The organism is Sphingomonas sp. QA11 (genome assembly GCF_028473665.1).
In the GTDB taxonomy this organism is placed as follows: Bacteria; Pseudomonadota; Alphaproteobacteria; order Sphingomonadales; family Sphingomonadaceae; genus Sphingomonas; species Sphingomonas phytovorans.
This window is the reverse complement of record NZ_CP098774.1, coordinates 2086595-2112006: the sequence shown is the minus strand read 5'-3', so window position 1 is coordinate 2112006 and position 25412 is coordinate 2086595. Positions and strand designations below refer to the sequence as shown.

Below are 25412 nucleotides of genomic sequence, written 5' to 3'. Positions count from 1 at the left end.
GGCCCGTCATGGGGCAGGCGATTTCCGGTGAGGGGCAGGCAAGAGGTTTCGGCGCGCGCGACCTGATCGTCGTGGCCGCGATGAACATCCTGTGGGGTCTCAACATCATTGCCGTGAAGATGGCGGTGAGCGAGATCGCGCCGCTGACCGCCGGCTTCCTGCGGCAGGGGCTTGTCCTGCTCGTCTGCCTCGGCTCGCTCCGGATCATCGCCGGCCGGATGTTGGCCCTGACCGTGCTCGGCATGCTGTCGGGGGGCGCCTTCTACGTCGCGACCAACCTGTCGCTTTCGATCACTCACAATGTCGGTGCGCTGGCCATCGCCGGGCAACTGGGCGTGCCGTTCTCGCTGTTGCTGGCGATTGTCGTGTTTCGCGAAAAGATTCACCTGCCGCGGATTGCCGGCATCGCCCTGTCGGTCGCCGGCGTGGGCCTGCTGGTGTTCGACCCGACCATGGTCAATGAAATTCCCGGGCTTGCGCTGACCGCGCTGGCGAGCTTCATCTGGGCGATCTGCTCGCTGATCCAGCGCAGGCTGATCGGCGTGCCCGTGCTGACCATCTATGCGTGGATCGGCTTTTGGGGATCGATCATCCTCGGCACGATCGCCCTCGCCGTCGAACCGGCGGCAATGCGCTCGATCCCCCATATTCCGCTGAAGACGTTCGGCTGGGTCGTCTTTTCAGCGGTCGGATCGTCGGTGATGGGGCAGGGGGCGATGTCGTGGCTGCTGCAGCGCCACCCGGTCAGTGTCGTCACGCCGCTGACCCTGGCCTCGCCGGTGATCGCCGTGTTTGCGACCGGCTGGTATTTCGACACGCCACCGACCATGCTTATGCTGACCGGCGGTGCTATCGCGATGATCGGGGTTGCGATCGTCACGATCAGGACCGCACGCGCAGGGGATACACCATGACGATCATCGACACGCCGTCGCCCAATTTCGACGAGCGGACGCTGGGGATCTCGATGATCGTCCTGCACTATACCGGCATGAAGGATGCGCAGACGGCGATCGACCGGTTGCGCGATCCGGAAGCGAAGGTCTCGGCGCACTATCTGGTCGCCGAGGACGGCACGGTGCTGCGCATGGTGGCCGAGGACAAACGCGCCTGGCACGCCGGCAAGTCGCGCTGGCGGGGGATCGAGGACGTCAACAGCGCGAGCATCGGGATCGAGATCGTCAATCCCGGCCATGAATTCGGCTATCCGCCGTTTCCCGAGCAGCAGATCGACGCGCTGCTGCCGCTGGTCGCGACGATCAAGGAGCGCCATGGCATCACACGCGGCAATGTCGTCGGCCATTCGGACATCGCGCCGCTGCGGAAGCAGGATCCGGGCGAGCTGTTCCCGTGGAACCGGCTTGCCCGGCTGCGCCTTGCCCTGCCGCGGCCGACCAGGAACCTGATGGACCCGATGTGGACCGACGCCGGCTTCCTGATCGCGCTCGAGCGGTTCGGGTACGACGTTTCGGACAAGCTCGCCGCGGTGGTGGCGTTCCAGCGGCGGTTCCGCCCGGAACTGCTTGACGGCGAGATCGACGGCGAGTGCCGCTCGATCCTGCTGGCGCTGTTGCTGCCGAAGCCGGCCGGGGACGACTAGATATCCGGTCGCCGGATTTGATGATGCCGATCCGATGTGAAACGCGGGGGCCGGGTTCGGAAGGCGGCCGTCACTGACTGTCGCCGATATCGTCGCTCAGGCATCCCGCGCGCGATGAAGCCCTGCCTCCTCCCGGCGGGAAGATCAGCGGCGATTCTGGCATGACGAGGCTTGGCATCACGGACGGCTTGCCGCAACGACATGCCATGCCAGCCACCGCGCCCGACTCCGCCAGGCCAGCCTCGGCTTTCTCGATCCCGATCTTCCGGGAGGTATGGATCGCCAACCTGGCTTCCAATTTCGGTGGACTGATCCAGTCGGTCGGTGCGTCGTGGATGATGGTGTCGCTGGCCAGCTCTCCACAGTTCGTCGCGCTGGTGCAGGCATCGACCACCTTGCCGATCATGTTGCTTTCGCTCTGGGCCGGAGCGGTCGCCGACAATCTCGACCGCCGGCTCGTCATGCTCTGGGCGCAGAGCTTCATGCTGATCGTATCGGCGGGGCTTGCCGTCTGTGCCTGGCTGGGGTTGCTCAGTCCCTGGCTGCTGCTCGGCTTCACTTTCCTGATCGGCTGCGGCACGGCGGTCAACGGGCCGGCCTGGCAGGCTTCGGTGGGGGACATGGTGCCCCGGCCGGTGTTGCCCGGGGCAATCGCGTTCAACTCGATGGGCTTCAACATTGCGCGCAGCGTCGGCCCCGCGATCGGCGGGTTGATCGTCGCGGCGGCGGGGGCGGCGGCTGCCTTCCTGGCCAATGCGGTGAGCTATGTCGGACTGATCGTCGTGCTCGCGCGCTGGCGACCCGAAATCCCCCCGCGACTGCTTCCGCGCGAGCGGCTCGGCGTCGCGATGGGGGCAGGGCTGCGCTACGTCGCGATGTCGCCCAACCTGCGCGTCGTCATGGTGCGCGCCGGCCTTTTCGGCCTGGCGGCGAGCGCGGTACCGGCGCTGATGCCGCTCATCGCGCGCGACCTGATGGGCGGCGGCGCGCTGACCTTCGGCGTGCTGCTCGGCGGTTTCGGCATCGGTGCGGTGGGTGGCGCGCTGGCGAGCGGCCGGCTGCGGCAGCGCCTCTCCAACGAACGAATCGTCCTGATCGGGGCGATCGCGCTCGCGCTCGGCGCGGCGGCGACCGCCGCCAGCCCCTACATGGCCGCGACCATCCCGGCGCTGATGCTGGCCGGTGCGGGCTGGGTGCTGTCCTTGTCGACCTTCAACGTGACCGTTCAGATGGCGTCACCGCGCTGGGTCGTGGCGCGTGGCCTGGCACTCTACCAGATGACGGCTTTTGGCGGCATGGCAGCCGGGAGCTGGCTGTTCGGCGTGATCGCGGAAGATCGCGGGGTATCCACCGCCCTCTTCGTCGCGGCGGTAGTGCAGGTCGCCGGCGCGCTGCTGGGCTTCCGGGTCCCGCTGCCGCAGGTGGAACAGCTCAACCTCGATCCCCTCAGCCGATGGACCGAGCCGGAGACGGTTGTCCCGATCGAATCGCGCAGCGGCCCGGTGGTGATCACGATTGAATACAGGATCGCGCAGAAGGACATCGTCACCTTCCTGCGCGTCATGGGCGAACGCAGCCGAATCCGTCGGCGCGATGGTGCGCGGCACTGGACGCTGCTGCGCGATCTCGGCGATCCGCTGCTCTGGGTCGAACGCTATCACGTGGCGACCTGGCTCGACTATGTGCGGCACAACCAGCGGCGTACGCACGCGGATGCGGACAACAGCGCTGACCTCGCGGCGTTGCACGAGGGGCCGGCACCGCCGGTTGTCCACCGCATGATCGAACGGCAGACCGGATCCCTGCCGTTCACCCGTGCGCCCGGATCGCGCGAGATGTCGGGTCCGATGATCGATCCGAGCGGATCGGTCTAGCCGGAGCCGGTGAAGCTGGCGGGGAATAAAGTCGACGGCGCGCCGTCAGCTTTCCGCCGCGATGGCCAGGGCGTGAGCTGCGTCGTTCAGGATGCGGATTTCGCAGCGGGATGTGCCGTCAGCGCACCGGACCAGCAGATTTCCGTGCGATCGCCATGTCTCGATGCGGGCGGGGTCGGCCAGGCTGGCCCGCCCCAGCCTCTTCGCGTGCGCTTCCTTCGCGATCCACCGGAACAGTCGTTCGACCGGCTCCTCGTTCTTCAGAGCTGAATGCTCGGCACGGGTAAACAGGTCGAGGGGGAGGGTGGCGGTGGCGAGCGGTTCGACATCGATGCCCACCGGGTCGCGGGAGAGCGCTATGACGCAGAACGGCCATTGCCCCGCCAGACTGATATGCCAGCCGTCGGGCACGGCGACGATAGGGGCGCCATGTCGCCAGCGTTCGATCCGTATCAGGTCCGGGTGCTGGCCGGTTGCCGTTGCGACAAGCAGCTTAGCCAGTCGTCGCCGCAGACCGCGCAATCCGGCGTCGGGCCGCTTCGCGAGGTCAGTCAGGTCATCCGGCGACAGGTTCGCACGGGCCACCATCGTCGGCGCGGCGGGACGGTCGAGGCGGACCGACCAGGCGACCGGCGCATCGGGTGCGCGCGGCAACGAGTCCAGCGTATCGGAAAGCCAGGTCGCCATGGTCGGATCGCCAGGCTCAGATCGATCGCGCAAGCCGGGCAGGGGCTCCTTCCCAGGATGTGCCGGGAGGCAAGGTCTCCCCCTTCATGATGACCGACAGATCGCCAAGTTGCGCGTCAGCGCCGATATCGGCGTCGTACAGCACGATCGCGTAGGAGCCGATCGACGCCCGGTCGCCTACCGTCACGCCGCTCACCTTCATGACCCGGTCCTCGAACAGATGAGTCTGAAGCCCTGAAAGGTCGTTGAGCGCGACATCGTCGCCGATCGTGACGAGATCATGCTCGGTGAGATCAGTCGTATCGAGATAGCAGCGCTTACCGATGCGGCAGCCGAGAAGACGAAGATAAGCGGGCAGCCACGGCGTGCCGCGCAACGGTTCAAGCAGGTTCGGCACCGCGAGATTCTCGAAGGTCGCCGTCACCAGTTCGGTCCGCCATACAAAGGTGCTCCACAAGGGCTGGGTGGTCGGCTTGTAGACTCCCATGACGAGCCATTTGAGCAGGACCACCGCCAGCCCGCAGGCGAGCGCGAAGCCGATATAGAGGAAGGGGAAGGCGATGAGGATCAGCAGCCCGCCGTTGCGCAGGTCGTCGAGTTCGCCGACGATCGACAACAGGACGCTGAACAGCGCGATGAAGACCGTGAGCGACAGCGTGACGCGGACTGCCTCGATCGCGAGGCGAGTCATCACCAGGCGTGGGCCGGGATTGAAGCGCGCGCCTTCGTCGAACAGCCCGACCGTCTGGCGAACCGGCAGCGAAATCGGCGGGGACCCGAACCAGGTCCCGTCGGGGCGTTCCGCGCCGCCATCCTCGGGCGGTTTGGACAGTACGCCGATGAGCACGCCATCGCCGATCGTCGCGCCGGTCGGCAGCAATGCCGAATTGCCGATGAACGACCGGCGGCCGATGCGGGTATGGGCCAGCCGGATCGCGCCCGGCTCGACTCGGGCCGCGCCGAACAGCACCGCGTCGGCGATGAAGCTCTCGGCCCCGATATCGACGAGGTCGGGCACGATTGCCGCCGCGGTCGAAATCTCCGCGCGGCGCCCGACCTTCACGCCAAGCGCCCGATACCAGGGCACGACATAAAGCGTCGCATAGATCGGATGCAGCAGCCGGAGCGCGAGGTCGTTAATCTGCTGCACGAACCAGAAGCGGACATAGAACCAGCTGTCCGTCGCGTAGCGCCCGGGCTTCACCCGTCCCAGGATCAGCCGCTTCGCCGCGACGGTGAGCACGCACATCAGCAGCACGTAAGTGGTCGCCAGTATCGGCGAGATGAGGAGATAGGTGTAGCTTTCGCTGCGCCAGTCGATTTCGATCATCGCGACCAGGCCGGGCGCGATCGGCAGGATCGCGACGAGCGGCAGGATCAGGGCCGCCAGCATGAGTGCGATATTCACCAGCAGGCGCCCGGACGCCGATACCGGCGTGACGGACTCCAGCGGCGAAACGGTCCCGACCCGCTGTGCCGGCGATCCATCCCAGCGCTCGCCGGCGGGGATACGGGCGCCAACGGGCAAGGCGGACAGATCTTCGAGCACGGAACCTTCCTCCAGGACGGATCCACGACCGACCACGGCCATCGATCCGACAAAGGCGCCGGCGCCGATCTCGGCCGATCCAAGCCGCAGCAACCCGCGCTCGACCGAGCTGGTTGCCAGCATGGCATAATCGCTGATGATCGCCCGCGGGCCGATCGTCACCAGGTCAGCCGCATCAATATTGCCGCGTCCGATAAAGGCATCGGTGCCGACGCGCGCGCCAAGGAGCCGATAATAAACGCGGATCATGGGCGTGCCGGCGAGATAGGGTGTCGCGATCACTTCGGAGAAGCGGCGAACGAACCACCAGCGGAAATAATAGCTGCCCCAGAGCGGATAATCGCCCGCCCGGAATCGCCCGATCACCAGCCATTTCACGATGACGGACGCGATCATGGCCAGCGGGGGGATGAAGACGAAGCTGAAGCCGCTCAGCAACAGCGCCGTCACCCGATCCACCTGATCGGCCATGCGGGTATAGGCGAGATAGGGGAAGAACCATTGCAGCCCGGCGACCGTGAAGATCGGAATCAAGGCGATCGTCTGGGCAAATCCGCACAGCCAGCGCTTCCAGGCGGCGATCCTGTGGAACGGCAGTTCCTCGGACTGCTCGACGGGCGCCTGGCCGCTTATCCGTGTCGCCAGCGCGCGGATGTTCGATGCAGCGTACAGGTCCTGGATGGAGACGCCCTCGAGCCCCGGGGCAGTGCGAATGGCCGAAACGAGACGGGCGACCTTCAGCGAATGCCCGCCCAGATCCTCGAAGATGTCGTCGAGAACGGAAACCTTTTGTGGGGCGAACGACTCGCTCCAGATCGCGTGAAGCGTGGCTTCAAGCGGGGTTGCCGGCTCGACCGTCTCGCGTGTCGTGTCCACAAGCATGACGGGACGCTGAAGCGCCTTGCGGTCGACCTTGCCCGATGCCGGCAGGGTCGGCAGCGAGGACAGGATTTCATAGGCGGCCGGGCGCATATAATTGGGAAGCCGGTCCCGTACCCGGGCCTTGGCGTCGTCGAGGTCGATCCGGGCGTTCGCGCGCGCCACCAGGAACGCCGCGAGGAATTCCGAGCCGTCGTCGTCGCGAAAGAGATGGACAACCGCCTGGGCGACCGCCGGGTCCTCGGCGATGACTGCCTCGATCTCGGCGAGCTCGACGCGAAAACCTCGAATCTTCACCTGGGTATCGATTCGCCCGATGAATTCGATATCGCCGACCGCGTCGAGGCGAACGAGATCGCCGGAGCGATAAATGAGGGCGGTCTGGCCGTCGGGCCCCTCGAATGGGGTCTGGACGAACTTTTCCGCCGTCAGGTCGGGCCGCCCGACATAGCCTGCCCCGACACCAGGCCCGCCAATGACCAGTTCGCCTTCCGCACCAGCCGCCACCGGCCACAAGGCTTCGTCGACGATCCATGCGGTGTAGCCGGGTAGCGGCCGTCCGATCGTGACCCGGCGCCCGGGCTGCACCTCGGTCCATGTCGCGGTGACGGTCGTCTCCGTCGGGCCATAGGTATTGAGGATGCGCCGCCCCGGTCGCGCCCATCGTTCCACGAGATCGGGTGGACAGGCCTCACCGCCGAGATTCAGCAGGCGAAGCGCCGGCATGTCGATATCGACCAGGGTGAGCAGCGACGGCACGACATGCCACACCGTCACAGCCTCGCGCGCGAGCACGAGCGCCATGTCCGGCCCTGCCTTTGCCAGCGCTTCCGATGCGACCAGCAGTTCCGCACCGACGAAGAACGCGCTCCACATCGTCTCGACCGACATGTCGAAGGCAAGGCTGAAGCCGCCGAAGACCAGGTCCTTGCCGTCGAGCGCCAGGATGGCGCTCTCCGACCGGACCAGATGGCAGGCGTTGCGGTGCGTGATCATCACACCCTTCGGCCGGCCCGTCGTGCCTGAGGTGTAGATGATATAGGCGAGATCGTCGGGGCTTGCCCCGGTTTCCTGCCTGCCGAGCGAGTCAGCCTCCAGCGCTGCGAGGTCGCCCAGCATGGCGTCGACCGACAGGCTGCGGATCGGCATCGCCGCGGCGCGTTCCGTCTCCGTGACGACCAGGACGGCGCCGCTGTCCTCGATGATGTAGTCGATCCGGTCCTGCGGATAGGCCCAGTCGACCGGAACGTAGCAGGCGCCGCACCACAGAGTGCCGAGGATCGCCATATATTGGTCGAGCCCGCGCGGAAGGCAGAGCACGACGCGATCGCCATGTCGCACGCCCATCGACTGCAGCATCCGCGCGAAACGCAACGCCCGCTGGTGCAACTCAAGGTAGCTGAGCGCGGCACGCCGGCTGTTTTCCAGGTTGTCACCCAGCAGGCGGACGGCGGTACGGGAGAAATGCCGACGGTAGCTTGCCTCGAACATCTCATGGAGGAGCTCGTCGCGCGCATAGGGTTCGTCGTCGCGCAAGGCGGGAGAGGGCGCGATGGGCGCGAATATTTTCACGGGAAGATCGGCTTCCAAGACTTTGTCACCATGAAGTTGATTGATTTGGCTGACCACGACCGCGCCTCTTTTCAGGTTCTTCTTGCCGTCTCGGACATCGTGACAGGCGGCTACCGCCGCCTGCATGCGCAGCGAAGATTCTGTCCTCTGACGATTCCGGTTGGTAAACTCCTCATCGGACAAAGCAAAGAATGCGAACGCACCGTCGTGGTCCTATCGGCGGGCAGCAGCTAAAAGTTCGTTTGGTTCGCAGCCCTGGCTGGACTAAGGGGCTCCTGCCAGAGGGTCGGGCGGCCGCGTCACGCGTCAGCGTGCCGAGGAAAGTCCGGGCTCCGCGAAACGACGGTGCCGGGTAACGCCCGGCGGGGGCGACCCCAGGGAAAGTGCCACAGAGAGCAGACGGCGAAGGCTTCGGCCCCGCCACGGTGAAAGGGTGCGGCAAGAGCGCACCGCGCGACTGGTAACAGGAGCGGCACGGCAAACCCCACCGGGAGCAAGACCGAATAGGGGCGGCATGGGACTTCGGTTCCGGGGCATCGTTTCTGCCCGTCGCCCGGGTTGGTTGCTTGAGCCGGCATGCAAATGCCGGCCTAGAGGAATGGTCGCCCATCCCTGAAAAGGGTGGACAGAACCCGGCTTACAGACCCTCTGGCGCTTTTGCGAAACCCTTCTTTACGCTGCAATATTTCCGTCGCATATTCTGCGAGGGGTGGGGATGTCATGCGGATACTTAAGGTGGGAATTGCGAGCGCGGCATTGATTGCTGCAGCGCCGCCGGTTGTCGCGCAGCAGGCGGCAACCACTATCCAGCAGGATTTCGACGCTGCGGCAGCGCTTGCGGACAAGGGTGACGATGCAGGCGCCCTTGCCGCCTGGCAGACGCTCGAAAAGCGGATGAGCACCAGGAACCACCGAAGCGTGGCGATCGTGCGCGTGCGCACGGGGGCGGCGCTGTACAGGCTGAACCGCATGGATGAAGCCGTGGTGGCGGTTCGTGCGGGTCTCGCCGATCTGCCGGTCTCCGACCCGACGCTCGCCGCCTATCGATACGAAGCCTATTCACAGCTCGCGCGAATCGCCGAGTCCGGCCTCGACTATGCCAGCGCGGCGGAGAATTATCGCATGGCCGAATCGATCGGGGGGCTTGCGCCGGCCGATCGCCTGGCGGCGCTGCGGGGCCTCATCACGAGCGAAACCTTCGTCGATCCGGAGAGTGCCAAGGCCGATCTCGCACGTGCCGACGCGATCCTTGCGGCTACGAAGACCGATGCGAAGAGCAAGGCTCTTTTCGCTACGCTTAGAAGCGAGCTGATGCTCAATCTCGGCAAATACTCCGAGGCGCGACTGGCCGCCGGCGACGCGGTGAAGTTCCTGGGTGGATTGACCAGCAAGACCGATCTCAACGATGTGACGGCCCGTTCCGACTATTCCATTGCTGCGCTGCTCGAAGGACGAACGGAGGATGCGCGGCGCTATATGGCAATGACGGGCGCCGGGCGGCTTCCAGATGGCATCTTCGCGACGGGCGTGCAGATGAAACCGCCGGGGTGCAGTGAATCGGGACTGTCGCCCAATGACGCGGCGGTGATCGAGTTCAGCATCGGAGACGACGGAACCGTCATCTCCAGCGTGCCGGTCTATGCCGCGGGGGGTGGGGCTGCCGGCCTGGCCTTTGCGCGCGCGGCGCGAAGCTGGTCCTGGACATCTGAGCAGGTGAAGAAGATCCCTCCTTTCTTCCGGTATCGCGTGCGAATTGAAATGCGGTGTTCGACCGCGTTCGCCCGACCGTCGATCGGCGACTATATGGGTTCCAGGCTCGACGCGTGGCTCATCGGCAAGGGGGTTTCGTTGCAGCCCACCACGGCCGAATCGGATGCAGTGGCGCTGCCGAAGCAACGGGCACGGCTTGCGGCGGCAGAGGCGGCGCAGGGGAAGGCAGCATTGGCGATTGTCCCGCTGCTGTACGCCATCATGAACAACTCGGTGGTGGGGCGCGAGGAAACCAATCTCCTGGCACGCCGGGCGCTTGCGATCGCTGATGCAAACGGGGTGACACCGATCGCGCGAGTCACGCTGTCGCGCTTCATCTGGAGCAGCGATCAGGCGGATCGCTGGAGACCGGGTGTCTTTCTGCGCAGTGTCGAGCCTCTCCTTGGAGAGCCGCGGTTCAACGATCCGGAGGCACGGGCGGCGATCCGGCTGACGCTTGTCGATGCGCTCGGGCGAAAGGACGAGAAGAAGACGCGGCAACTGCTCCGGGAGGTCGGAGAAGAGAGCGCGCTGGCACCGAACGACCCCTTGCGGGTGGGTGCGCTCATACGCCTTGCCTCGCTCGAGGAGGCGAACGGCAACGCTGAAGCGGCGCACTCGGCGTTCGAGAAGTCCGGCCTGTCGGCGCGTCAATGCGCGCTGGTCGATTCGGCGCCAAAGCAGATTCATTTCGGTGGAAGCGAGGGGGACTTCCCGAAGGAAGCGCTTAGCTGGGGTTTCGAGGGTTGGGTGCTGACTCAGTTCGACGTAACCGCGGACGGATTGGTCCGGAACGAGCGTCCGATCATGGCCTATCCGCCGTTCGTCTTCAGCAAGGCCGGCGCGAGGGTGATCGGCAGGTCCCGTTTCGAAAAAACCTATCGGCCCGACGGCGGCCTTGGTTGCGGCAGCAATACGATGCGGACCGGTTTCCGGATCGCCACCTGATGATGCAACGGCCGGGGTTGCGCCAGCGGAAGCTTCGCCTATGTCGAGCCAATGGCGCGTTCCTCCTCCCGATCGGTCGACTGGGGTTTTCCCCGCTGGCGCGGCTATGGTGCCGGGCGCGAGGCGACGACGGTTCGGCTGTGCGACCGGCATGGCTGCGACTCGCCGGGCAATTGCCCGGCGCCGAAATCGCCGAACAGCCCGGATCGCTGGTATTTCTGCCAGGATCACGCGGCCGAATATAATCGGGGCTGGAATTATTTCGAAGGCCTGACCGCCGAGGAAGCGGCGCGTCGCGAGGCCGAGGAAACGCGTACGGCGGACGGCTATGCCGAGGCGAGGCATTATGGCTGGGCGGGCCCGGGCGATGGCAGTCGTTCGCGCGACGAGATGCGCGCGCTGGAAGTGCTCGAACTGGAAGCCGATGCCGATTTCGAGGCGGTGCGCGTCGCGTGGCGGCGCCTTGCGAAATCCTGCCATCCCGACGTTCGGCCCGGTGACAAGGAAGCGGCGGCGCGTTTCCAGGCGATCCAGGCGGCTTATGACGTGCTACGCGCCGCCGAGGATGCGCGGCAGTGGAAGCCTGCCGGGTGAAATCAGTCCGGTCGGACTGGTCGAGCACCCTGCTGGTCTGCAAGAAATGTTCGAAAAAGCTGGATGGCGGGTTCGGGCCGAAAGGTCGGACGCCGCTCGCCAAGGCGTTGCGCCAGCACCTCGGGCTGAAGAAGGGCCGTAAGGGCAGGGCAGGGATACTCGAGGTCAAGTGCCTGGGGATCTGCCCGCGCGGCGCAGTCACGGTGGTCGACGGTGCCGCTCCCGGCGAATGGATGCTGGTGAAGGCGGGGGCTGATCTCGATACGGTGGCCGAGGCGGTTGGCTTTGTCGACGACCGACGCTGAGGCGTCTCAACCCCGGTAGCGCGCAGCCGTCTCGCGGATCAGCGCGATCATGTTGGGAATTCCCTGGGTCCGGTTGGAGCTGAGCTGGTTCTTCAGGTCGAAGGGGGCCAGCGCCGCCTCGATATCCGTCGTCAGGATCGCGGCTGGAGCCTGATCCTGCACCGTCAGCAGGACCAGCGCGATGATCCCCTTGGTGATCGCGGCATTGGAATCCGCGAGGAAGTGCAGCGTGCCGTCTTCCCGGACGGTGGGATAGACCCATACCGAGGCGGAACAGCCGCGGACCAGGGTGGTATCGGTCTTCAACGCCTCCGGCATCGGTTCCAGGTCCTTGCCCAGATCGATCAGCAGACGATAGCGGTCGTCGGCGTCGAGGAAGCTGTATTCGTCTTGCAGGTCGGTCAGGCTCGGCATGCGATGCGCGCTAGGGCCTGTGCGGGTCAAAATCAAACGTCGAACTCTTGATTTCCCGGCGAAGGGCCCCATCCAGCGGGGGATGTCCGTGCCCGCGGGCAATGTCCGTTTCCTCCCGTTCTCCGAGGGGAACCCGGCCTTCGCCGGGGAAGATGGAATAAACCCAGATCCCGGGTCACCGCGCCGCTTCGCACCTAGGGGAATGCGTCGGCGGCGCGGTGGATGCCGGATTGGGGCCGGCATTGGGGGCATGGGGGGCAGTTCAGAGATCCACGCCGGCAGCAATCGCCTCTAGCTTGCGGATGCGTTCCTTGAGGTCGGCGATCTCGATGCGGGCGCTGGCGTTGGGGAGGGAAGGTGTGGTGTGCATGTCGCCCTGGATGGTCAGTTCCTGGTGCTTCAGGGCGAGCCAGCCGCGCCAGCCGTTGAGGGTGGCGTAGGTCAGCATGCCGAGGCCAGCGAGCGTCGCTCCGGCGATGGTGATGTAGAAGTTCGGATCGGTCATGATCCCTGCTCCTTCGGTCAAGTGCGGTCGCGCAGCTTTTCGATCTCGCGATCGAGGCGTGCGCCGCTGGTGTCGTTTTCGGTGGCAAGTCGTTCGAGGACTGCGAGGCGTTCCTTCATGGCCTGAAGTTCATCACGTAGCCGTCGGTTCTCGGCCTGGGCGGCGGCATCGTCCTGGAGGCTATAGCCTCCTCCCTTGCGGTCGCGGGCGACACCGAAGCGGGCGCGAAGGACGCTGCCAATCGTCACGGTGATGACGATGAGGGCGACCATTTCAAACGGGTTCATGTATTCCGACTCCCTGGTGTGGCGGGAAATGACGATGGTTGGTTCAGAGGGCCGTGCCGGCCTCACGCTCGAGGCGGCGGCGAGGGGCATCGACCCTCTCGCAGAGGTACACGGCAACACCACCGATGGCGGTCATCACGGCGAGGAAGATAATCATACCACATCCTTCTCTTCAAATCAGTTGAGCGGGCGATCGCGGAGCTGCTCGATCTCGGCGGCGACATCGATGCCGCGGTCGGTGACAATGCGCTCCAGAACGCGGACCCGTTGTTCGAGGCGTTCGGTGTGGGCAGCATATTGCGCTGCCTTCTCGGCTGCCTGGGCGTTCATGGCGTTGGCCATTTTTTCCTTGTGCTTCAGGCTGATCCGGTAGGTCTCGTAGAGAAGCCCGCCGACGACGGGGATGCCCACGACCACGACGGCCAGCATGAAGATCGTGAAACCATTGAACATGGGAGATTCCTCAGTTCTGGCCGCGAAGGGCCTCGATCTCGCGGGCTGTACGCTCGGCGGGATCGGTTGCGATGCGCTCTAGGACGGCGATCCGCTCCTCGAGGCGGGAAACCTGGCCCACCAGCCGTTCGTTTTCGGTCGAGAGCAGGTGAATCTTGCGTTCCGCATCGGGGCCGGCGTCGTCGCCGTAGCGATCGCGGTGCCGGCGGTCGCGCCGGGTCTCGATCGGAAGGCCGTGTCGTGCCCTGATCCACATCTTCGCGATACCACCGAAGATACCGAGGGCGATGATCGCGAGGACGAAAACTTGACCGTTATGCATCGTTCTAACTCCTGAAACCGCGCTGTCAGCGCAGCTCGTCGATGGCGCGGGCGGTTCGCTCGGCCGGATCGGTGGCAATGCGTTCAAGCACGGCGATCCGTTCCTCCAGCCGGCTGATCTGGCCGGCCTGGCGCTCATTTTCCGTCGTGAGCAGCTGGATCTTGCGCTCCGCGTCGGGGGCTCCCTTCGCGGTCTTGCCTGACCACTCATCCTCCAGCGGATAGCCGTGGCGGGCGCGAACCCAGTTGTTGATGATCCAGCCGGCATAGGAGATCGCGATGATGGCGATCACGAAGCCTGGTCCACCCCAAGTCATTGTCTTTCTCCCTGTTCGCCCCGGATCGATCAGCGAAGGCTGTCGATCTCGTCGGCGAGGCGGCTGTTGCGGCTGGTGTACATCATCTCGATGTCGGCGAGCCGGCGGTCGATGTCGCGGAACTTGGAGCGGACCTCTGCGGTCGAGCGCTTCGGGTTCGAGCGGACACCCTGCCAGAACTTCGCGTCCTCCGGGGTCTCGTACAGGCCGTAGGGCTTGGCTTCGGCCATCCAGGCGACCACCCAATAGGCGATCAGGGTCCAGGGAAAGCCACCGGCGACGGTGAGCAGGACGGCGCCGACGCGGACCCAGGTGACATCGACCCCGGTATAGTCGGCGATCCCGGAGCAGACGCCCAGCCATTTGCGGTTCTGCTTGTCGAGGTAGAATTTGGTGCGGCTTGCGGACATCTCAGTTGCTCCTGGGGAGGTCGTTGCTGGTCGAAGACGTCATCGTGCCGGGGCGCCACTCGGGGTGGTCGGCAGCGACGATGCGCTCCACGGTGTTCAGGCGGTCTTCGAGGCGGCGGGCGAGATAGTGGAGTTCGTCCAGCAGGTTCTCGTCCTCGGTGGTGATCTTGGGTGCCTGCTTCCACTTGGTGACGTAGTGGAGGATCACCCATGGCATTCCGATGAACAGGATGCTGCAGACGATCGCGGGGATGAGGACATCTTCCATTTCAGACGTCCTTCGATCCGGCGGCGCGAGCCTTCATCGCGGCGAGTTCCGCCTCGACCTTCTCGCTTGCCTTCAGCTCGGCGATCTCCTCCTCTAGGCTCTTCGGGGCGCCCATGCCGGCGACTTCGGCGCGGCCCTCGGCCATGTCGACCCGGCGCTCCATGATCTCGAAGCGCGAGAACGCGTCCTGGATCTTCGGGCCGGCATACATTTCGCGGAGCCGGAAGCGGTTCTGCGCGGTCTCGAGCCGGGTGACGATCGAGTTCTGGCGGGTGCGGGCCTCGCGAAGCTTGGTCTGCAGCTTGTTGATGTCCTCTTCCGAGGCCTTGAGCGCCTCGTCGAGCACGCTGATCTCGCCGCCGAGCTGGGCTGCCATGTCGACTGCCTTCTGCTTCTCGACCAGGGCTGCCTTGGCCAGATCCTCGCGGCCCTTCGACAGCGCCAGCTCGGCCTTTTCGGTCCAGCTTTCCTGAAGCGTCTCGAGCTTAGAGATGTGACGGCGCATTTCCTTCTGGTCGGCGATGGTGCGCGCTGCGGAAGCGCGAACCTCGACCAGGGTCTCCTCCATCTCGAGGATGATCATGCGGATCATCTTGGCGGGGTCTTCCGCCTTGTCGAGCAGGTCAGTGAAGTTGGCGGCGATGATATCGCGGGTTCGGGAGAAAATGCCCATCTCGAAAACTCTCCTATTGGGTACGCAGGATACTGGGTGAAGGGTTGAAGGGGGCCGGGGCGGTGCAAGGGATACCGCTCCGGCCGGCACCGCCCGGGGGTCAGGCGGCGGTCTGGGTGTAGAGGACCGCGGGAGCGGCCTGGGCCGGCGCGACGGCGCCGAGCAGGAAGGTGGAGCCGAGCACGATCGAGCAGGCGATGGCTGCGACAGTGTGGCGGAGGTCGCGGGCTTTGTAGTTGTTGTTCATTGTCGTGGTTCCCTGAAACTGGTTGTCGGTGGCGCCCCGTGGGGCAGATGCCTGAAGTATTGCAGGGAGCGTGCCAGTTTTAAAAAGCGCGGTTTTCCGCTATTTTCGGCTGAACGGCCGATGAACCGCATCAAAGCATCTTGCCAAGCCTTGGGACTTTACGCCAAGCATTGGGCATGGATCGCACTACCCAGGTCATCGGCCAGTCGAACGTTTTTCTGGAGACGCTTGAGCGGGCCAGCCGCGCCGCCGCGCTTGATCGCCCGGTGCTGGTGATCGGCGAACGCGGCACCGGCAAGGAACTGGTTGCCGAGCGTCTGCACCGCCTGTCGCCACGCTGGGATCAGCCGCTGGTGGTGATGAACTGCGCAGCCTTGCCCGAGACGCTGATCGAGGCCGAACTGTTCGGGCATGAGGCGGGGGCGTTCACCGGCGCGACCAAGTCGCGGGTGGGGCGCTTCGAGGAAGCGCATCGCGGGACCCTGTTCCTTGACGAACTCGGCACGCTTTCGATGGGCGCGCAGGAGCGGCTGCTCAGGGCGGTGGAATATGGCGAGATCACCCGGATCGGCTCGTCCCGGCCGTTGCAGGTCGATGTTCGCATCGTCGCGGCGACCAACGAGAACCTGCCTGACAAGGTCGCGCGGCATCAGTTCCGCGCCGACCTGCTCGACCGGCTCTCGTTCGAGGTGGTCACGCTGCCGCCGCTGCGCGCGCGCCCGGGTGACGTCCTGGTGCTGGCCGAGCATTTCGGGCGGCGCATGGCGTCTGAGATGGGGTTCGGCGACTGGCCCGGTTTCGGACCGAATGCGGTTGCGGCGCTGGTCGACTATCAATGGCCGGGCAATGTGCGCGAGTTGCGCAACGTGGTCGAACGCGCGGTCTATCGCTGGGAGGAGGCAGGACCGATCGAGGCGATCGAGTTCGATCCGTTTCATTCGCCCTATCGCCCGGCACCCGCGGGGGCGTCCTTCGCTGTTGCGCCGGCTGCGGTGGCCGTGCCGGAAAGCGCCGCACCGGAAGAGGCAGGGGAGGAATCGTCCGACTTCAAGACGCGCATTGCCCGGTTCGAGCGGGACCTGCTGACCAAGGCACTGGCCGAGCATCGCTTCAACCAGCGGGCCACGGCGGAAGCGCTGGGGCTGAGCTACGACCAGCTTCGCCATGCGTTGAAACGCCATGGGCTTATTTCGGCCGGCGCCTGACGGAATCGGTTGCGTAACGAGGTCTTCGGACCCATTTCACCCGCTCGGCGTTGCGTCTGTGACCCGCGCATTTCCAAGGAGGATGACTCATGGCTTTCGAACTGCCCCCGCTTCCCTACGCCTATGACGCGCTGGAGCCGACCATCAACGAAGAGACGATGAAGTTCCATCACGACAAGCATCACAAGGCCTATACCGACAAGCTCAACGAGGGCGTCGAGAAGGACCCCGCGCTGGCAGGCAAGACAATCGAGGAAATCCTCGCGGTGATCTCGACCCAGCCGCCACTCGTGCGCAACAATGGCGGCGGTTTCTGGAACCACGCCTTTTTCTGGAAGATCATGACGCCGGGCGGCGGCGCGCCGTCGGGCAAGCTGGCCGAGGCGATCGACGCCTATGGCGGCCTCGACAAGCTGAAGGAAGATTTCAACACCAAGGGCGCTGGCCAGTTCGGTTCCGGCTGGGCCTGGGTGGTTGCCGATGCGGACGGGAAGCTGTCGATCGCCAGCACGCCGAACCAGGACAACCCGCTGATGGACGACGCGGCCGTGAAGGGCACGCCGATCCTGGGCAATGACGTGTGGGAGCACGCTTATTACCTGACCTATCGCAACGATCGCGCCGCCTATCTGAAGGCCTGGTGGGACGTGGTGAACTGGGACGAGGCAGGTCGCATCTACGACGCGATCTGACCCTTCTTTCCTCCCCGTGGCTGAGCCATGGGGAGGATTTTCAGCCTTCCGGTGGAACAGGCGGTTCCTGTCCGGTATTGAGACCGTGCTTCATCAGCATCGGCACGTTCGCAATCGCGAAGACCATGGTCAGGGGAATGGCGCCCCATAGCTTGAACGCGACCCAGACATCGGTGGTGGTGTTGCGCCAGACCATCTCGTTCAGCACCGCCATGAAGACGAAGAAGATCGCCCAGTTGATCGTCAGCTTGCGCCATCCCGTTTCGGTGAGGCCGGGATACGCAGCTTCAAGCAGCGACTGGAGCAGCGGACGGCCCGTCACCAGGCCGAACGTCAGGATCGCCGCGAAGCTTGCATAGACGAAGGTCGGCTTGACCTTGATGAAGGTCTCGTCGTGGAAATAGAGCGTCAGCCCGCCGAACACGAGCACGAGCGTTCCCGTCATCCACAGCATCGGGGAGATGCGTCCGGTCTTCCAGCGGGATAGGACCATCGCGATGGCGCTCGCCACCATGAAGGCGGCGGTCGCGGCGAGCAGGCGGGCAATCTGCGGGCCGCTGCTCACGAAATTGACGATGAAGAACACCGCCAGCGGCGCGATGTCGATCGCGAGGCGGAGGCCGGGGCCGATCGGCGGATTCTTGGGGTTACTTGCCATTGCGGATCCCTTCCACACCAGCGATGATCCGCGCAACCTCGTTCGCGTCGAAGGGCCTCAAATCGCCCATGCCCTCGCCGACGCCGATGGCATGGATCGGCAGGCCGTATTTCTCCGCCGCGGCGACGAGCACGCCGCCGCGTGCCGTGCCGTCGAGCTTGGTCATGATGAGGCCGGTGACGCCGGCGAATTCCTTGAACACCTCGATCTGGTTGAGCGCGTTCTGGCCGGTCGTGGCATCGAGCACGAGAAGGATGTCGTGCGGCGATTCCGGATTGATGCGGCCAAGCACGCGGCGGATCTTGGACAGTTCGTCCATCAGCTCGCGCTTGTTCTGCAGGCGTCCGGCGGTGTCGACGATCAACGCGTCGATGCCGGTGGCGGTCGCCTGCTTGACCGCCTCATAGACGATCCCGGCAGCGTCGCCGCCTTCGTTGCCCGAGACGATCGGCACGCCGACCCGCCCGGCCCAGGTGGCAAGCTGGCCGATCGCAGCGGCGCGGAAGGTGTCGCCGGCGGCGAGCATCACGCCGTAATCCTGCTCCGTGAGGTAATGAGCGAGCTTGGCGATGGTCGTCGTCTTGCCCGACCCGTTGACGCCGATGACCAGGATCACCTGCGGGCGCGGGAACGCCTCGATCTCGAGCGGCCTGGCGACCTTGGCCAGGACCTTCTCGATCTCCTCGGCCACGACCAGGCGGATGCCGAGTTCCTCCATGTTGCGTTCGAAGCTGCCCTCGGCGAGGCGCGCGCGGATTCGCGCCGCCGTTTCCGGGCCGAGATCTGAGGCGATGAGCGCTTCCTCGATCTCGTCGAGGGTCGCATCGTCAAGCCTGGCGGTGCCGAGACCGGCGAGGTTGCCGAGCAGCCGGTCGGAAGTGCGTTTGAAGCCGCCGAGCAATTTGTCGTGCCAGCTTGGTGTGGTGCTCATGCAGGGGTTCCGGTGAGAGATGTGGCGCTGGCGCCGGTGATGAGGATAGGTTGAACGGCGCCGATATCGCCTGGCGGATTCCAGCGCACTTCGGCGAACGCTGGAGCATGGCCGCGGTCCCCGGGGCGTTCGACCAATACGGGCTGGACGGTGCCGACCAGGCTTTGCAGCCACGCCGTACGCCGAGTCGAGCCAGCCTCGCGCAGCAAAGCGGCGCGGCGCTTGCGTAGTTCGGGTTCGATCTGCGGCATCCGGGCGGCGGGCGTGCCCTCGCGTGGCGAATAGGGGAAGATGTGCGGATGGACGATGTCGCAATCGTCGATCAGCGCGAGGCTATTGTTGAACATTTCTTCGGTTTCGGTGGGGAAGCCGGCGATGAGGTCAGCACCGATCGCGATGTCGGGGCGGGCAGCCTTGAGGCGCTCGACCACGCGAACGCTCTCACTGCGGCTGTGGCGGCGCTTCATGCGCTTCAGGATCATGTCGTCGCCCGCCTGGAGCGAAAGATGGACGTGCGGCATCATCCGCGGCTCGCCGGTAAGCAGGTCGAACAGCCGGTCGTCGATCTCGATCGAATCGAGCGACGACAGGCGCAGGCGCTCCAGCTTTGGGACATGGTCAAGAATCCGCTCCACCAGCATGCCGAGCGAGGGCGTGCCGGGAAGGTCGGGGCCGTAGCTGGTGAGGTCGACCCCGGTCAGCACCACCTCGCGATAGCCGCCATCGACCAGGGCCTTGATCCGGTCGATCACGCCGCCCGCCGGGACCGAGCGGCTGTTGCCGCGGCCGAACGGGATCGCGCAGAAGGTGCAACGATGGTCGCAGCCATTCTGCACCTCGACAAAGGCGCGGGCATGCGACGCGAAGGCGGCGGCGAGATGCGGCGCGGTCTGGCGCACCCGCATGATGTCGCCGACCAGTATCTCGTCACGGGATTCCCAGGCTTCTTTCTTCAGCTTCTCCGCATTGCCGATCACCCGATCGACCTCGGGCATGGCGGCGAAGCCCTTCGGATCGATCTGCGCGGCGCAGCCGGTTACCACGATCTGAGCGCCGGGCCGGTCGCGTCGGGCGCGGCGGATGGCGCTGCGCGTCTCGCGCACCGCGGCGCCGGTCACGGCGCAGCTATTGACGACGACCATGTCCCGCCCGCCGACAAGCGCGCGGATCGTCTCGCTTTCAGCGATGTTGAGGCGGCAGCCCAGGCTGATAATATCGGGCTCAGCCATGAGGGAGGCCGGAACGGTGGTACATGCGCGGTGATCTAGGGGCGGGTTCGGGCGAAGTCCATGAAAAGGCCCGCACGGTACTTTCCTTCTGGTTCGATGAGGTGCCGGCGAAGAAGCGCTTCGCCAGGGACGAGGCGCTGGACCGGGAGATCGCCGAGCGGTTCGGCGCGATGCGCGACGATGTGCTGGCGCACGGCGCGCGGGGCTGGCGGGACGATTCCGAGACCCTGCTCGCGGCGATCATCCTGCTCGACCAGTTCTCTCGCAATATGCATCGCGACACGGCGGAAGCCTTTGCCGGGGATGCCCTGGCGCTGGATCTGGCGCGGGAGGCGATCGAGAAGGGTTGGGACGAGCGTCTCGATCCCGACGAGCGGCGACCCTTCCTCTACATGCCCCTCATGCATGCGGAGAATCGCGAGGCGCAGACTCTCTCGGTGGCGTGCTTCGAGCAGCTCGGGAACGAGGAGCATCTCTTCTACGCGCTCGATCATGCCGAGGTGATCGCCCGGTTCGGGCGGTTTCCATCGCGCAACGCGGCGCTCGGGCGGCAGTCGACGCCCGCGGAGGAAGTGTATCTCAGCCGGCCAGGCGCTGGGTGGTAGCTGGGCCGGCGGCACTTTCCTTGGCATCGGCCGCGGGTGGCTGGAGCAGCAGGCGCTTCTCGGCAAGCAGGCGGCGCGTGCTGGTGATGCTCATCGGGCGACCATAGAGATAGCCCTGGCCTTTCGAGCAGCCCAGGGTGCGAAGCCGCTCCTCGATCGAAGCGTCCTCGATACCCTCCGCCGTGATCGGCAGGTTGAGGCTGTCGCCGAGCCGGGTGATCGCGTTGACGATCGCGGCGCTTTCCGAATTCTCGTTGATCGACATGATGAAGCTCTTGTCGATCTTGATCCGGTCGAACGGCAGGGCTCGGAGATGCGCGAGCGATGAGTAGCCAGTGCCGAAATCGTCGAGCGCGAGGCGGATGCCCTGGTTCTTCAGGCTGCCGACGATCGACTGGGCGAGCGCGAGATTGTCGAACAGCGAGCTTTCGGTGATCTCGATCTCGAGCCGGGTGGCGGGGAAGCCGGTTTCGGTCAGGACCTTGATGATCTTCTGTGCGAGCCAGGCGTCCTTGAGCTGCCAAGGTGAGATGTTCACCGAGATCGACAGCGCGGGGTCCCAGTCCTTGGCGGCCATGAAGGCCTGGCGCATGATCGACAGCGAGAGGTCGGCGATCATGCCCGTCTCTTCAGCGATCGGAATGAAGACATCGGGTACGATCAGCCCGCGCTGCGGATGTTCCCAGCGGGCCAGCACCTCGAAACCCCCGAGGCGGCCGGTGGTGAGATCGATCTGCTGCTCGAAATAGGGCACGATTTCCTGCCGCGGGATCGCGCCGCGCAGGCCGACCTCAAGCTCGTTGCGGGTCTGGAGCTCGCGCTCCATCGAAAGGTCGAACCAGGCGAAGCGGTTGCGGCCGGAATTCTTCGCCGCATACATGGCGATGTCGGCTGACCGCATCAGCGCATCGATGCTCGCGCAGTCGAAGTCGGAGCGGGCAATGCCGAGCGAGGCGCTGATATGGAGTTGCAGCCCGTCTGCCTTGAACGGCTGGGCGAGACGCGAGACGAGGCGCTCGGCGATGCGTTCGACGGTGGCGGGATGGGATGGATCGAACAGGAAGGCGCAGGCGAATTCGTCGCCGCCGAAGCGCGCCGTCAAGGCGACCGACGGCATTGCCGCGGCAATCTCTTCAGCGACCTCGCGCAGCAGCGCATCGCCGGTGGCATGGCCATGCATGTCGTTGATCGTCTTGAAGTGATCGAGATCGAGCATCATCATCGCCATCGCCTTGCCCCGGCGTTGGGCACGGACAAACATCGCAGCGCCCTCCTCGCCGAGGCTGCGGCGATTGAGGAAGCCGGTCAGCGGATCTTTCGCGGCAAGCTGGTGCGCGCGCTCTTCGGCAGCGGCACGAATCGAGACCTCGCGGGCAAGCTCGCGGTGACGGCGCCAGCCGAACAGGATGAGTGCGACATTGAGGAGCAGGGCGATGACCAGTGTCTGGTCGGTGCCTTCGCCGCCGGCGAAATAATGCTGGAGCGTGGACGACAGCACCGAGCTGCCCGTGCCGACGAACAGCAGGATCGAGGCGACCGTGATCGCGCCGCTGATCATGTCGCGGCGCCCCTGTGGCGGCTCAATCTTCGATTCGTCGCCCATTTCACCAGCCATGCCGACGCGCCCCAAGATCCCCGAGGAACGCTCTTCCCATGACAGCGGTATAGATCGGGTTAAGCGCGGTGCATGCAAGGCGCGAGCGGCGAGGTTGCGCAACCCGGCTGCCTGGGTTAAAGGCCGCGCCGATCGTTTCCGTCATGGGATTCGTGAAGGGCCGCCCATGGGGCGTACGCCGGCCGACGAGGTTTCGTCCGCCGGCGTTCTTTGCGTTTCCCATGCCGCGCCGCGATCCGGAATGAAAGGTTGTTGATGTTCGAGAGCCTGAGCGACCGTCTTGGCGGTGTGTTCGATCGACTGCGTGGGCGCGGTGCGCTGACGGAGGCGGACGTGCGCGCGGCGATGCGCGAGGTGCGCGTCGCGTTGCTCGAGGCCGATGTCGCCCTGCCGGTGGCGCGCGAGTTCGTCGACAAGGCGACCGAGAAGGCCATCGGCCAGAACGTCCTGCGCTCGGTGACGCCGGGCCAGCAGGTCGTGAAGATCGTCAACGACGCGCTGGTCGAGATGCTCGGCTCGGATGCGTCCGAGCTCGAGCTGAACGTCACGCCGCCGGCGGTGATCATGATGGTCGGGCTTCAGGGCTCGGGCAAGACGACTACGACCGCGAAGATCGCCAAGCGCCTCACGGGCCGCGAGCGCAAGAAGGTGCTGATGGCGTCGCTCGACGTCAATCGCCCGAACGCGCAGGAGCAGCTGGCGACGCTCGGCACCCAGGCCGAGGTGGCGACGCTGCCGATCGTGCCGGGCCAGCAGCCGGTCGATATCGCGCGGCGCGCGCTGCAGGCGGCGAAGCTGCAGGGCTATGACGTCCTGATGCTCGACACCGCCGGCCGACTCCATGTCGACCAGGCGCTGATGGACGAGATGCGCGCCGTCGCCGACGTCGCGAAGCCCGCCGAGATCCTGCTCGTGGTCGACGCGCTGACCGGCCAGGACGCCGTCAATGTCGCGAGCAGCTTCTCCGCGCAGGTGCCGCTGACCGGTGTGGTGCTGACCCGCATGGACGGCGATGCGCGCGGCGGTGCGGCGCTGTCGATGCGGGCCGTTACCGGCAAGCCGATCAAGTTCGCCGGCATGGGCGAGAAGCTCGACGCGCTCGAAGCGTTTCACCCGGGGCGGGTCGCCGGCCGAATCCTCGGCATGGGCGACGTGGTCGGCCTGGTCGAGCGGGCGGCCGAGGCGATCCAGCAGGAAGACGCCGAGAAGATGGCGGCGAAGCTGGCCAAGGGCCAGTTCGACCTGAACGATCTTCGTCAGCAGCTCACGCAGATGCGCAACATGGGCGGACTCGGCGCGCTCGCCGGCATGATTCCCGGCATGAAGAAGGCGCAGCAGGCGATGGCGTCGGGCGCGGTCGACGAGAAGATCCTGCTTCGCATGGACGCGATGATCACGTCGATGACGCCCAAGGAACGGGCCAAGCCGGAGATCATCAACGCCAAGCGCAAGATCCGCGTGGCCAAGGGCAGCGGCACGACCGTGCAGGACGTGAACAAGCTGCTGAAGATGCACCAGGAAATGTCCACGGCCATGAAGAAGATCCGCAAGATGGGCGGGTTGAAGGGCATGATGGCGATGCTTGGAAAAGGCGGTCCGGGAGGCGGCATGGGCGGTCTCGGCGGTGCCCTTGGCGGCCCCGCGCTCGGCAACATGCTGGGGGGCGGCAACGGCCCCGTCGGCGGCCCCGGATTGCCGGGGCTTGGTGGCGGGCAGGCCAATCTGCCCCCAGGCTTCGAGAATTTGATCAAGAAGAAATAACGTAATCGAAAGAAGGAAGAAGAAGTAATGGCACTCAGCATTCGTCTGTCGCGTGGCGGCTCCAAGAAGCGTCCTTATTATCGCATCGTGGTTGCAGACGCCCGGTCGCCCCGCGACGGCCGCTTTATCGAGAAGCTCGGCACCTATAACCCGCTCCTCGCCAAGGACGATGACAAGCGCATCGTGCTCGATAGCGACCGCGCGAAGCATTGGCTGAGCGTCGGCGCGCAGCCGACCGACCGCGTTGCCCGTTTCCTCGACGTCGCTGGCGTCCGTGAGCGTCCGGCACGCAACAACCCGAACAAGGGCAAGCCGGGCGAGAAGGCCACCGAGCGCGCCGAAGAGCGTGCGACCAAGCTGGCCGAGGCGGAAGAGGCGAAGGCCGCAGCGGCAGCCGCTCCGGCTCCCGAGCCTGTCGTTGAGGAAGTTGCCCCGGCGCAGGACAGCAACGAGGAAGCCGAGGCGGTAGTTGCCGCCGAGGTCGAAGCCGCGACCGAAGCGCCGGCGCCGGAAGCCGAAGCCGTTGCCGAGGCGGTTTCGGAAGTGACTCCGCCGGTCGAGGGCTGATGCCTCAGGATTCCCCCGTCACGCTCGCCGTCATCATCGGCGCGCATGGCGTGACGGGGGAAGTCCGTCTGAAGGTCTTCACCGAGGACCTGAAGCGCTACAAGAGCTTCAACGACGGCAAGATGACCCTCAAGTCGGTGCGCCACGGCAATAATGGCGAGATCGCCCGTATTGCCGAGGTTAACGACCGCAACGCTGCCGAGGCGCTGCGTGGCACCGAGTTGACGGTGCCCCGGTCCGCGCTGCCCCCACTCGAAGAGGGCGAATATTACCATGCCGACCTGCTTGGGCTGTCCGCGATCTCCACGGGTGGCGAAGCGCTCGGTCGCGTGGTCGCGATCGACGATTTTGGCGCGGGCGACGTGATCGAGATCGAGCGGCCCGATGGCAAGCGCTTCATGGTGCCGATGAACGCCGATGCCGTACCCGAATGGGATAGCGAGCGGCTCATCGTTGACGCCGGGTTCGTGAGTTAGTATATACATTTTGTATATACG

At 65.4% G+C, this 25412-nt stretch carries 29 protein-coding genes and 1 other RNA gene; 14 read left to right on the top strand and 16 right to left on the bottom strand.

From position 1 onward, the window contains the following. The first annotated feature begins 8 nt into the window (after positions 1-8). The 3 genes from NDN01_RS09690 (at position 9) to NDN01_RS09680 (ending at position 3474) form a co-directional block, all read left to right on the top strand. On the top strand, positions 9-914 hold the full coding sequence (locus NDN01_RS09690) for a DMT family transporter (RefSeq protein WP_272627181.1): 906 nt from the start codon (positions 9-11) through the stop codon (positions 912-914). Next, complete coding sequence (locus NDN01_RS09685; protein ID WP_272627180.1) at positions 911-1600, top strand: N-acetylmuramoyl-L-alanine amidase; 690 nt, start codon at positions 911-913, stop codon at positions 1598-1600. The genes NDN01_RS09690 and NDN01_RS09685 overlap by 4 nt, the downstream gene beginning before the upstream one ends. 206 nt (positions 1601-1806) lie before the next feature. Next, positions 1807-3474: an MFS transporter gene (locus NDN01_RS09680; protein ID WP_272628144.1), complete on the top strand. Its 1668-nt coding sequence runs from the start codon at positions 1807-1809 to the stop codon at positions 3472-3474. Positions 3475-3519: 45 nt separating this feature from the next. Here NDN01_RS09680 and NDN01_RS09675 read toward each other — a convergent pair whose 3' ends face one another. Next, positions 3520-4161: a 4'-phosphopantetheinyl transferase family protein gene (locus NDN01_RS09675; RefSeq protein WP_272627179.1), complete on the bottom strand. Its 642-nt coding sequence runs from the start codon at positions 4159-4161 to the stop codon at positions 3520-3522. 16 nt (positions 4162-4177) lie between these two features. Next, positions 4178-8125 carry a Pls/PosA family non-ribosomal peptide synthetase gene (locus NDN01_RS09670; RefSeq protein ID WP_272627178.1) on the bottom strand — a complete coding sequence of 1316 codons (3948 nt, stop codon included), beginning with the start codon at positions 8123-8125 and terminating at the stop codon, positions 4178-4180. On the opposite strand from NDN01_RS09670, the gene NDN01_RS09665 reads away from it, so the two are divergent. The 5 genes from NDN01_RS09665 to NDN01_RS09645 all read left to right on the top strand — a co-directional run bounded on the left by NDN01_RS09665 (position 8084) and on the right by NDN01_RS09645 (position 11757). Continuing rightward, a complete protein-coding gene (locus tag NDN01_RS09665; RefSeq protein WP_272627177.1) occupies positions 8084-8395 on the top strand; it encodes a hypothetical protein in 312 nt (103 codons plus the stop codon). The genes NDN01_RS09670 and NDN01_RS09665 overlap by 42 nt on opposite strands. A gap of 44 nt (positions 8396-8439) precedes the next feature. Then, an RNA gene (gene rnpB / locus NDN01_RS09660) (RNase P RNA component class A) lies at positions 8440-8817 on the top strand. A gap of 79 nt (positions 8818-8896) precedes the next feature. Then, entirely contained in the window at positions 8897-10858 is a 1962-nt protein-coding gene (locus NDN01_RS09655; RefSeq protein ID WP_272627176.1) for a hypothetical protein, read from the top strand. A gap of 51 nt (positions 10859-10909) precedes the next feature. After that, a complete protein-coding gene (locus NDN01_RS09650) occupies positions 10910-11452 on the top strand; it encodes a J domain-containing protein (RefSeq protein ID WP_272627175.1) in 543 nt (180 codons plus the stop codon). Further along, entirely contained in the window at positions 11434-11757 is a 324-nt protein-coding gene (locus NDN01_RS09645) for a hypothetical protein (protein ID WP_443025220.1), read from the top strand. Before NDN01_RS09650 ends, NDN01_RS09645 begins: the two co-directional genes overlap by 19 nt. Before the next feature lie 6 nt (positions 11758-11763). Here NDN01_RS09645 and NDN01_RS09640 read toward each other — a convergent pair whose 3' ends face one another. The 10 genes from NDN01_RS09640 to NDN01_RS09595 all read right to left on the bottom strand — a co-directional run bounded on the left by NDN01_RS09640 (position 11764) and on the right by NDN01_RS09595 (position 15652). Continuing rightward, on the bottom strand, positions 11764-12171 hold the full coding sequence (locus tag NDN01_RS09640; RefSeq protein ID WP_272627174.1) for a SufE family protein: 408 nt from the start codon (positions 12169-12171) through the stop codon (positions 11764-11766). A gap of 262 nt (positions 12172-12433) precedes the next feature. Next, complete coding sequence (locus tag NDN01_RS09635) at positions 12434-12676, bottom strand: hypothetical protein (protein ID WP_272627173.1); 243 nt, start codon at positions 12674-12676, stop codon at positions 12434-12436. 17 nt (positions 12677-12693) lie between these two features. Beyond that, complete coding sequence (locus NDN01_RS09630) at positions 12694-13053, bottom strand: hypothetical protein (RefSeq protein ID WP_336298364.1); 360 nt, start codon at positions 13051-13053, stop codon at positions 12694-12696. A gap of 87 nt (positions 13054-13140) precedes the next feature. Beyond that, positions 13141-13416, bottom strand: a complete 276-nt coding sequence (locus tag NDN01_RS09625) for a hypothetical protein (protein WP_272627172.1) — start codon at positions 13414-13416, stop codon at positions 13141-13143. Between the two features lie 10 nt (positions 13417-13426). Beyond that, positions 13427-13738, bottom strand: coding sequence for a hypothetical protein (locus NDN01_RS09620; RefSeq protein WP_272627171.1), 312 nt, complete (start codon positions 13736-13738; stop codon positions 13427-13429). Positions 13739-13763: 25 nt separating this feature from the next. After that, positions 13764-14054 (bottom strand): hypothetical protein, encoded by a 291-nt coding sequence (locus NDN01_RS09615; protein WP_272627170.1) that lies wholly within the window; start codon positions 14052-14054, stop codon positions 13764-13766. A gap of 29 nt (positions 14055-14083) precedes the next feature. Next, positions 14084-14464 carry an envelope stress response membrane protein PspC gene (gene pspC, locus NDN01_RS09610; RefSeq protein WP_272627169.1) on the bottom strand — a complete coding sequence of 127 codons (381 nt, stop codon included), beginning with the start codon at positions 14462-14464 and terminating at the stop codon, positions 14084-14086. Position 14465: 1 nt separating this feature from the next. Then, a complete protein-coding gene (pspB, locus tag NDN01_RS09605; RefSeq protein ID WP_272627168.1) occupies positions 14466-14732 on the bottom strand; it encodes an envelope stress response membrane protein PspB in 267 nt (88 codons plus the stop codon). A 1-nt stretch (position 14733) separates the two neighbouring features. Continuing rightward, on the bottom strand, positions 14734-15405 hold the full coding sequence (pspA, locus tag NDN01_RS09600) for a phage shock protein PspA (RefSeq protein WP_272627167.1): 672 nt from the start codon (positions 15403-15405) through the stop codon (positions 14734-14736). Positions 15406-15505: 100 nt separating this feature from the next. Beyond that, the gene (locus NDN01_RS09595; RefSeq protein ID WP_272627166.1) at positions 15506-15652 is read right to left on the bottom strand and encodes a hypothetical protein; all 147 of its coding nucleotides are present in this window, start codon (positions 15650-15652) and stop codon (positions 15506-15508) included. 176 nt (positions 15653-15828) lie between these two features. Between NDN01_RS09595 and pspF the strand changes: the two genes are divergently transcribed. Next, positions 15829-16857, top strand: a complete 1029-nt coding sequence (pspF, locus tag NDN01_RS09590; RefSeq protein WP_272627165.1) for a phage shock protein operon transcriptional activator — start codon at positions 15829-15831, stop codon at positions 16855-16857. Positions 16858-16946: 89 nt separating this feature from the next. Next, a complete protein-coding gene (locus NDN01_RS09585) occupies positions 16947-17549 on the top strand; it encodes a superoxide dismutase (protein WP_272627164.1) in 603 nt (200 codons plus the stop codon). Positions 17550-17589: 40 nt separating this feature from the next. On the opposite strand, the gene NDN01_RS09580 is transcribed toward NDN01_RS09585, so the two are convergent. Genes NDN01_RS09580 through mtaB form a run of 3 tightly spaced genes read right to left on the bottom strand, consistent with a single transcriptional unit; the run spans position 17590 to position 20367 of the window. Continuing rightward, on the bottom strand, positions 17590-18207 hold the full coding sequence (locus NDN01_RS09580) for a septation protein A (RefSeq protein ID WP_272627163.1): 618 nt from the start codon (positions 18205-18207) through the stop codon (positions 17590-17592). Beyond that, positions 18197-19138 (bottom strand): signal recognition particle-docking protein FtsY, encoded by a 942-nt coding sequence (gene ftsY, locus NDN01_RS09575; RefSeq protein ID WP_272627162.1) that lies wholly within the window; start codon positions 19136-19138, stop codon positions 18197-18199. Before ftsY ends, NDN01_RS09580 begins: the two co-directional genes overlap by 11 nt. Then, positions 19135-20367: a tRNA (N(6)-L-threonylcarbamoyladenosine(37)-C(2))-methylthiotransferase MtaB gene (gene mtaB, locus NDN01_RS09570; RefSeq protein ID WP_272627161.1), complete on the bottom strand. Its 1233-nt coding sequence runs from the start codon at positions 20365-20367 to the stop codon at positions 19135-19137. The genes ftsY and mtaB overlap by 4 nt, the downstream gene beginning before the upstream one ends. 23 nt (positions 20368-20390) lie before the next feature. Here mtaB and NDN01_RS09565 point away from each other — a divergent pair, with 23 nt between their 5' ends. After that, entirely contained in the window at positions 20391-20972 is a 582-nt protein-coding gene (locus NDN01_RS09565) for a DUF924 family protein (RefSeq protein WP_272627160.1), read from the top strand. On the opposite strand, the gene NDN01_RS09560 is transcribed toward NDN01_RS09565, so the two are convergent. Then, positions 20947-22587 carry a putative bifunctional diguanylate cyclase/phosphodiesterase gene (locus NDN01_RS09560; protein WP_272627159.1) on the bottom strand — a complete coding sequence of 547 codons (1641 nt, stop codon included), beginning with the start codon at positions 22585-22587 and terminating at the stop codon, positions 20947-20949. The genes NDN01_RS09565 and NDN01_RS09560 overlap by 26 nt on opposite strands. 255 nt (positions 22588-22842) lie before the next feature. Here NDN01_RS09560 and ffh point away from each other — a divergent pair, with 255 nt between their 5' ends. The 3 genes from ffh to rimM are packed head-to-tail and all read left to right on the top strand — an operon-like array spanning position 22843 to position 25391. Continuing rightward, positions 22843-24348: a signal recognition particle protein gene (ffh, locus tag NDN01_RS09555; protein WP_272627158.1), complete on the top strand. Its 1506-nt coding sequence runs from the start codon at positions 22843-22845 to the stop codon at positions 24346-24348. A 27-nt stretch (positions 24349-24375) separates the two neighbouring features. Continuing rightward, complete coding sequence (rpsP, locus tag NDN01_RS09550) at positions 24376-24915, top strand: 30S ribosomal protein S16 (RefSeq protein ID WP_272627157.1); 540 nt, start codon at positions 24376-24378, stop codon at positions 24913-24915. Beyond that, a complete protein-coding gene (rimM, locus tag NDN01_RS09545; protein ID WP_272627156.1) occupies positions 24915-25391 on the top strand; it encodes a ribosome maturation factor RimM in 477 nt (158 codons plus the stop codon). The genes rpsP and rimM overlap by 1 nt, the downstream gene beginning before the upstream one ends. The last annotated feature ends 21 nt before the right edge of the window (positions 25392-25412 follow it).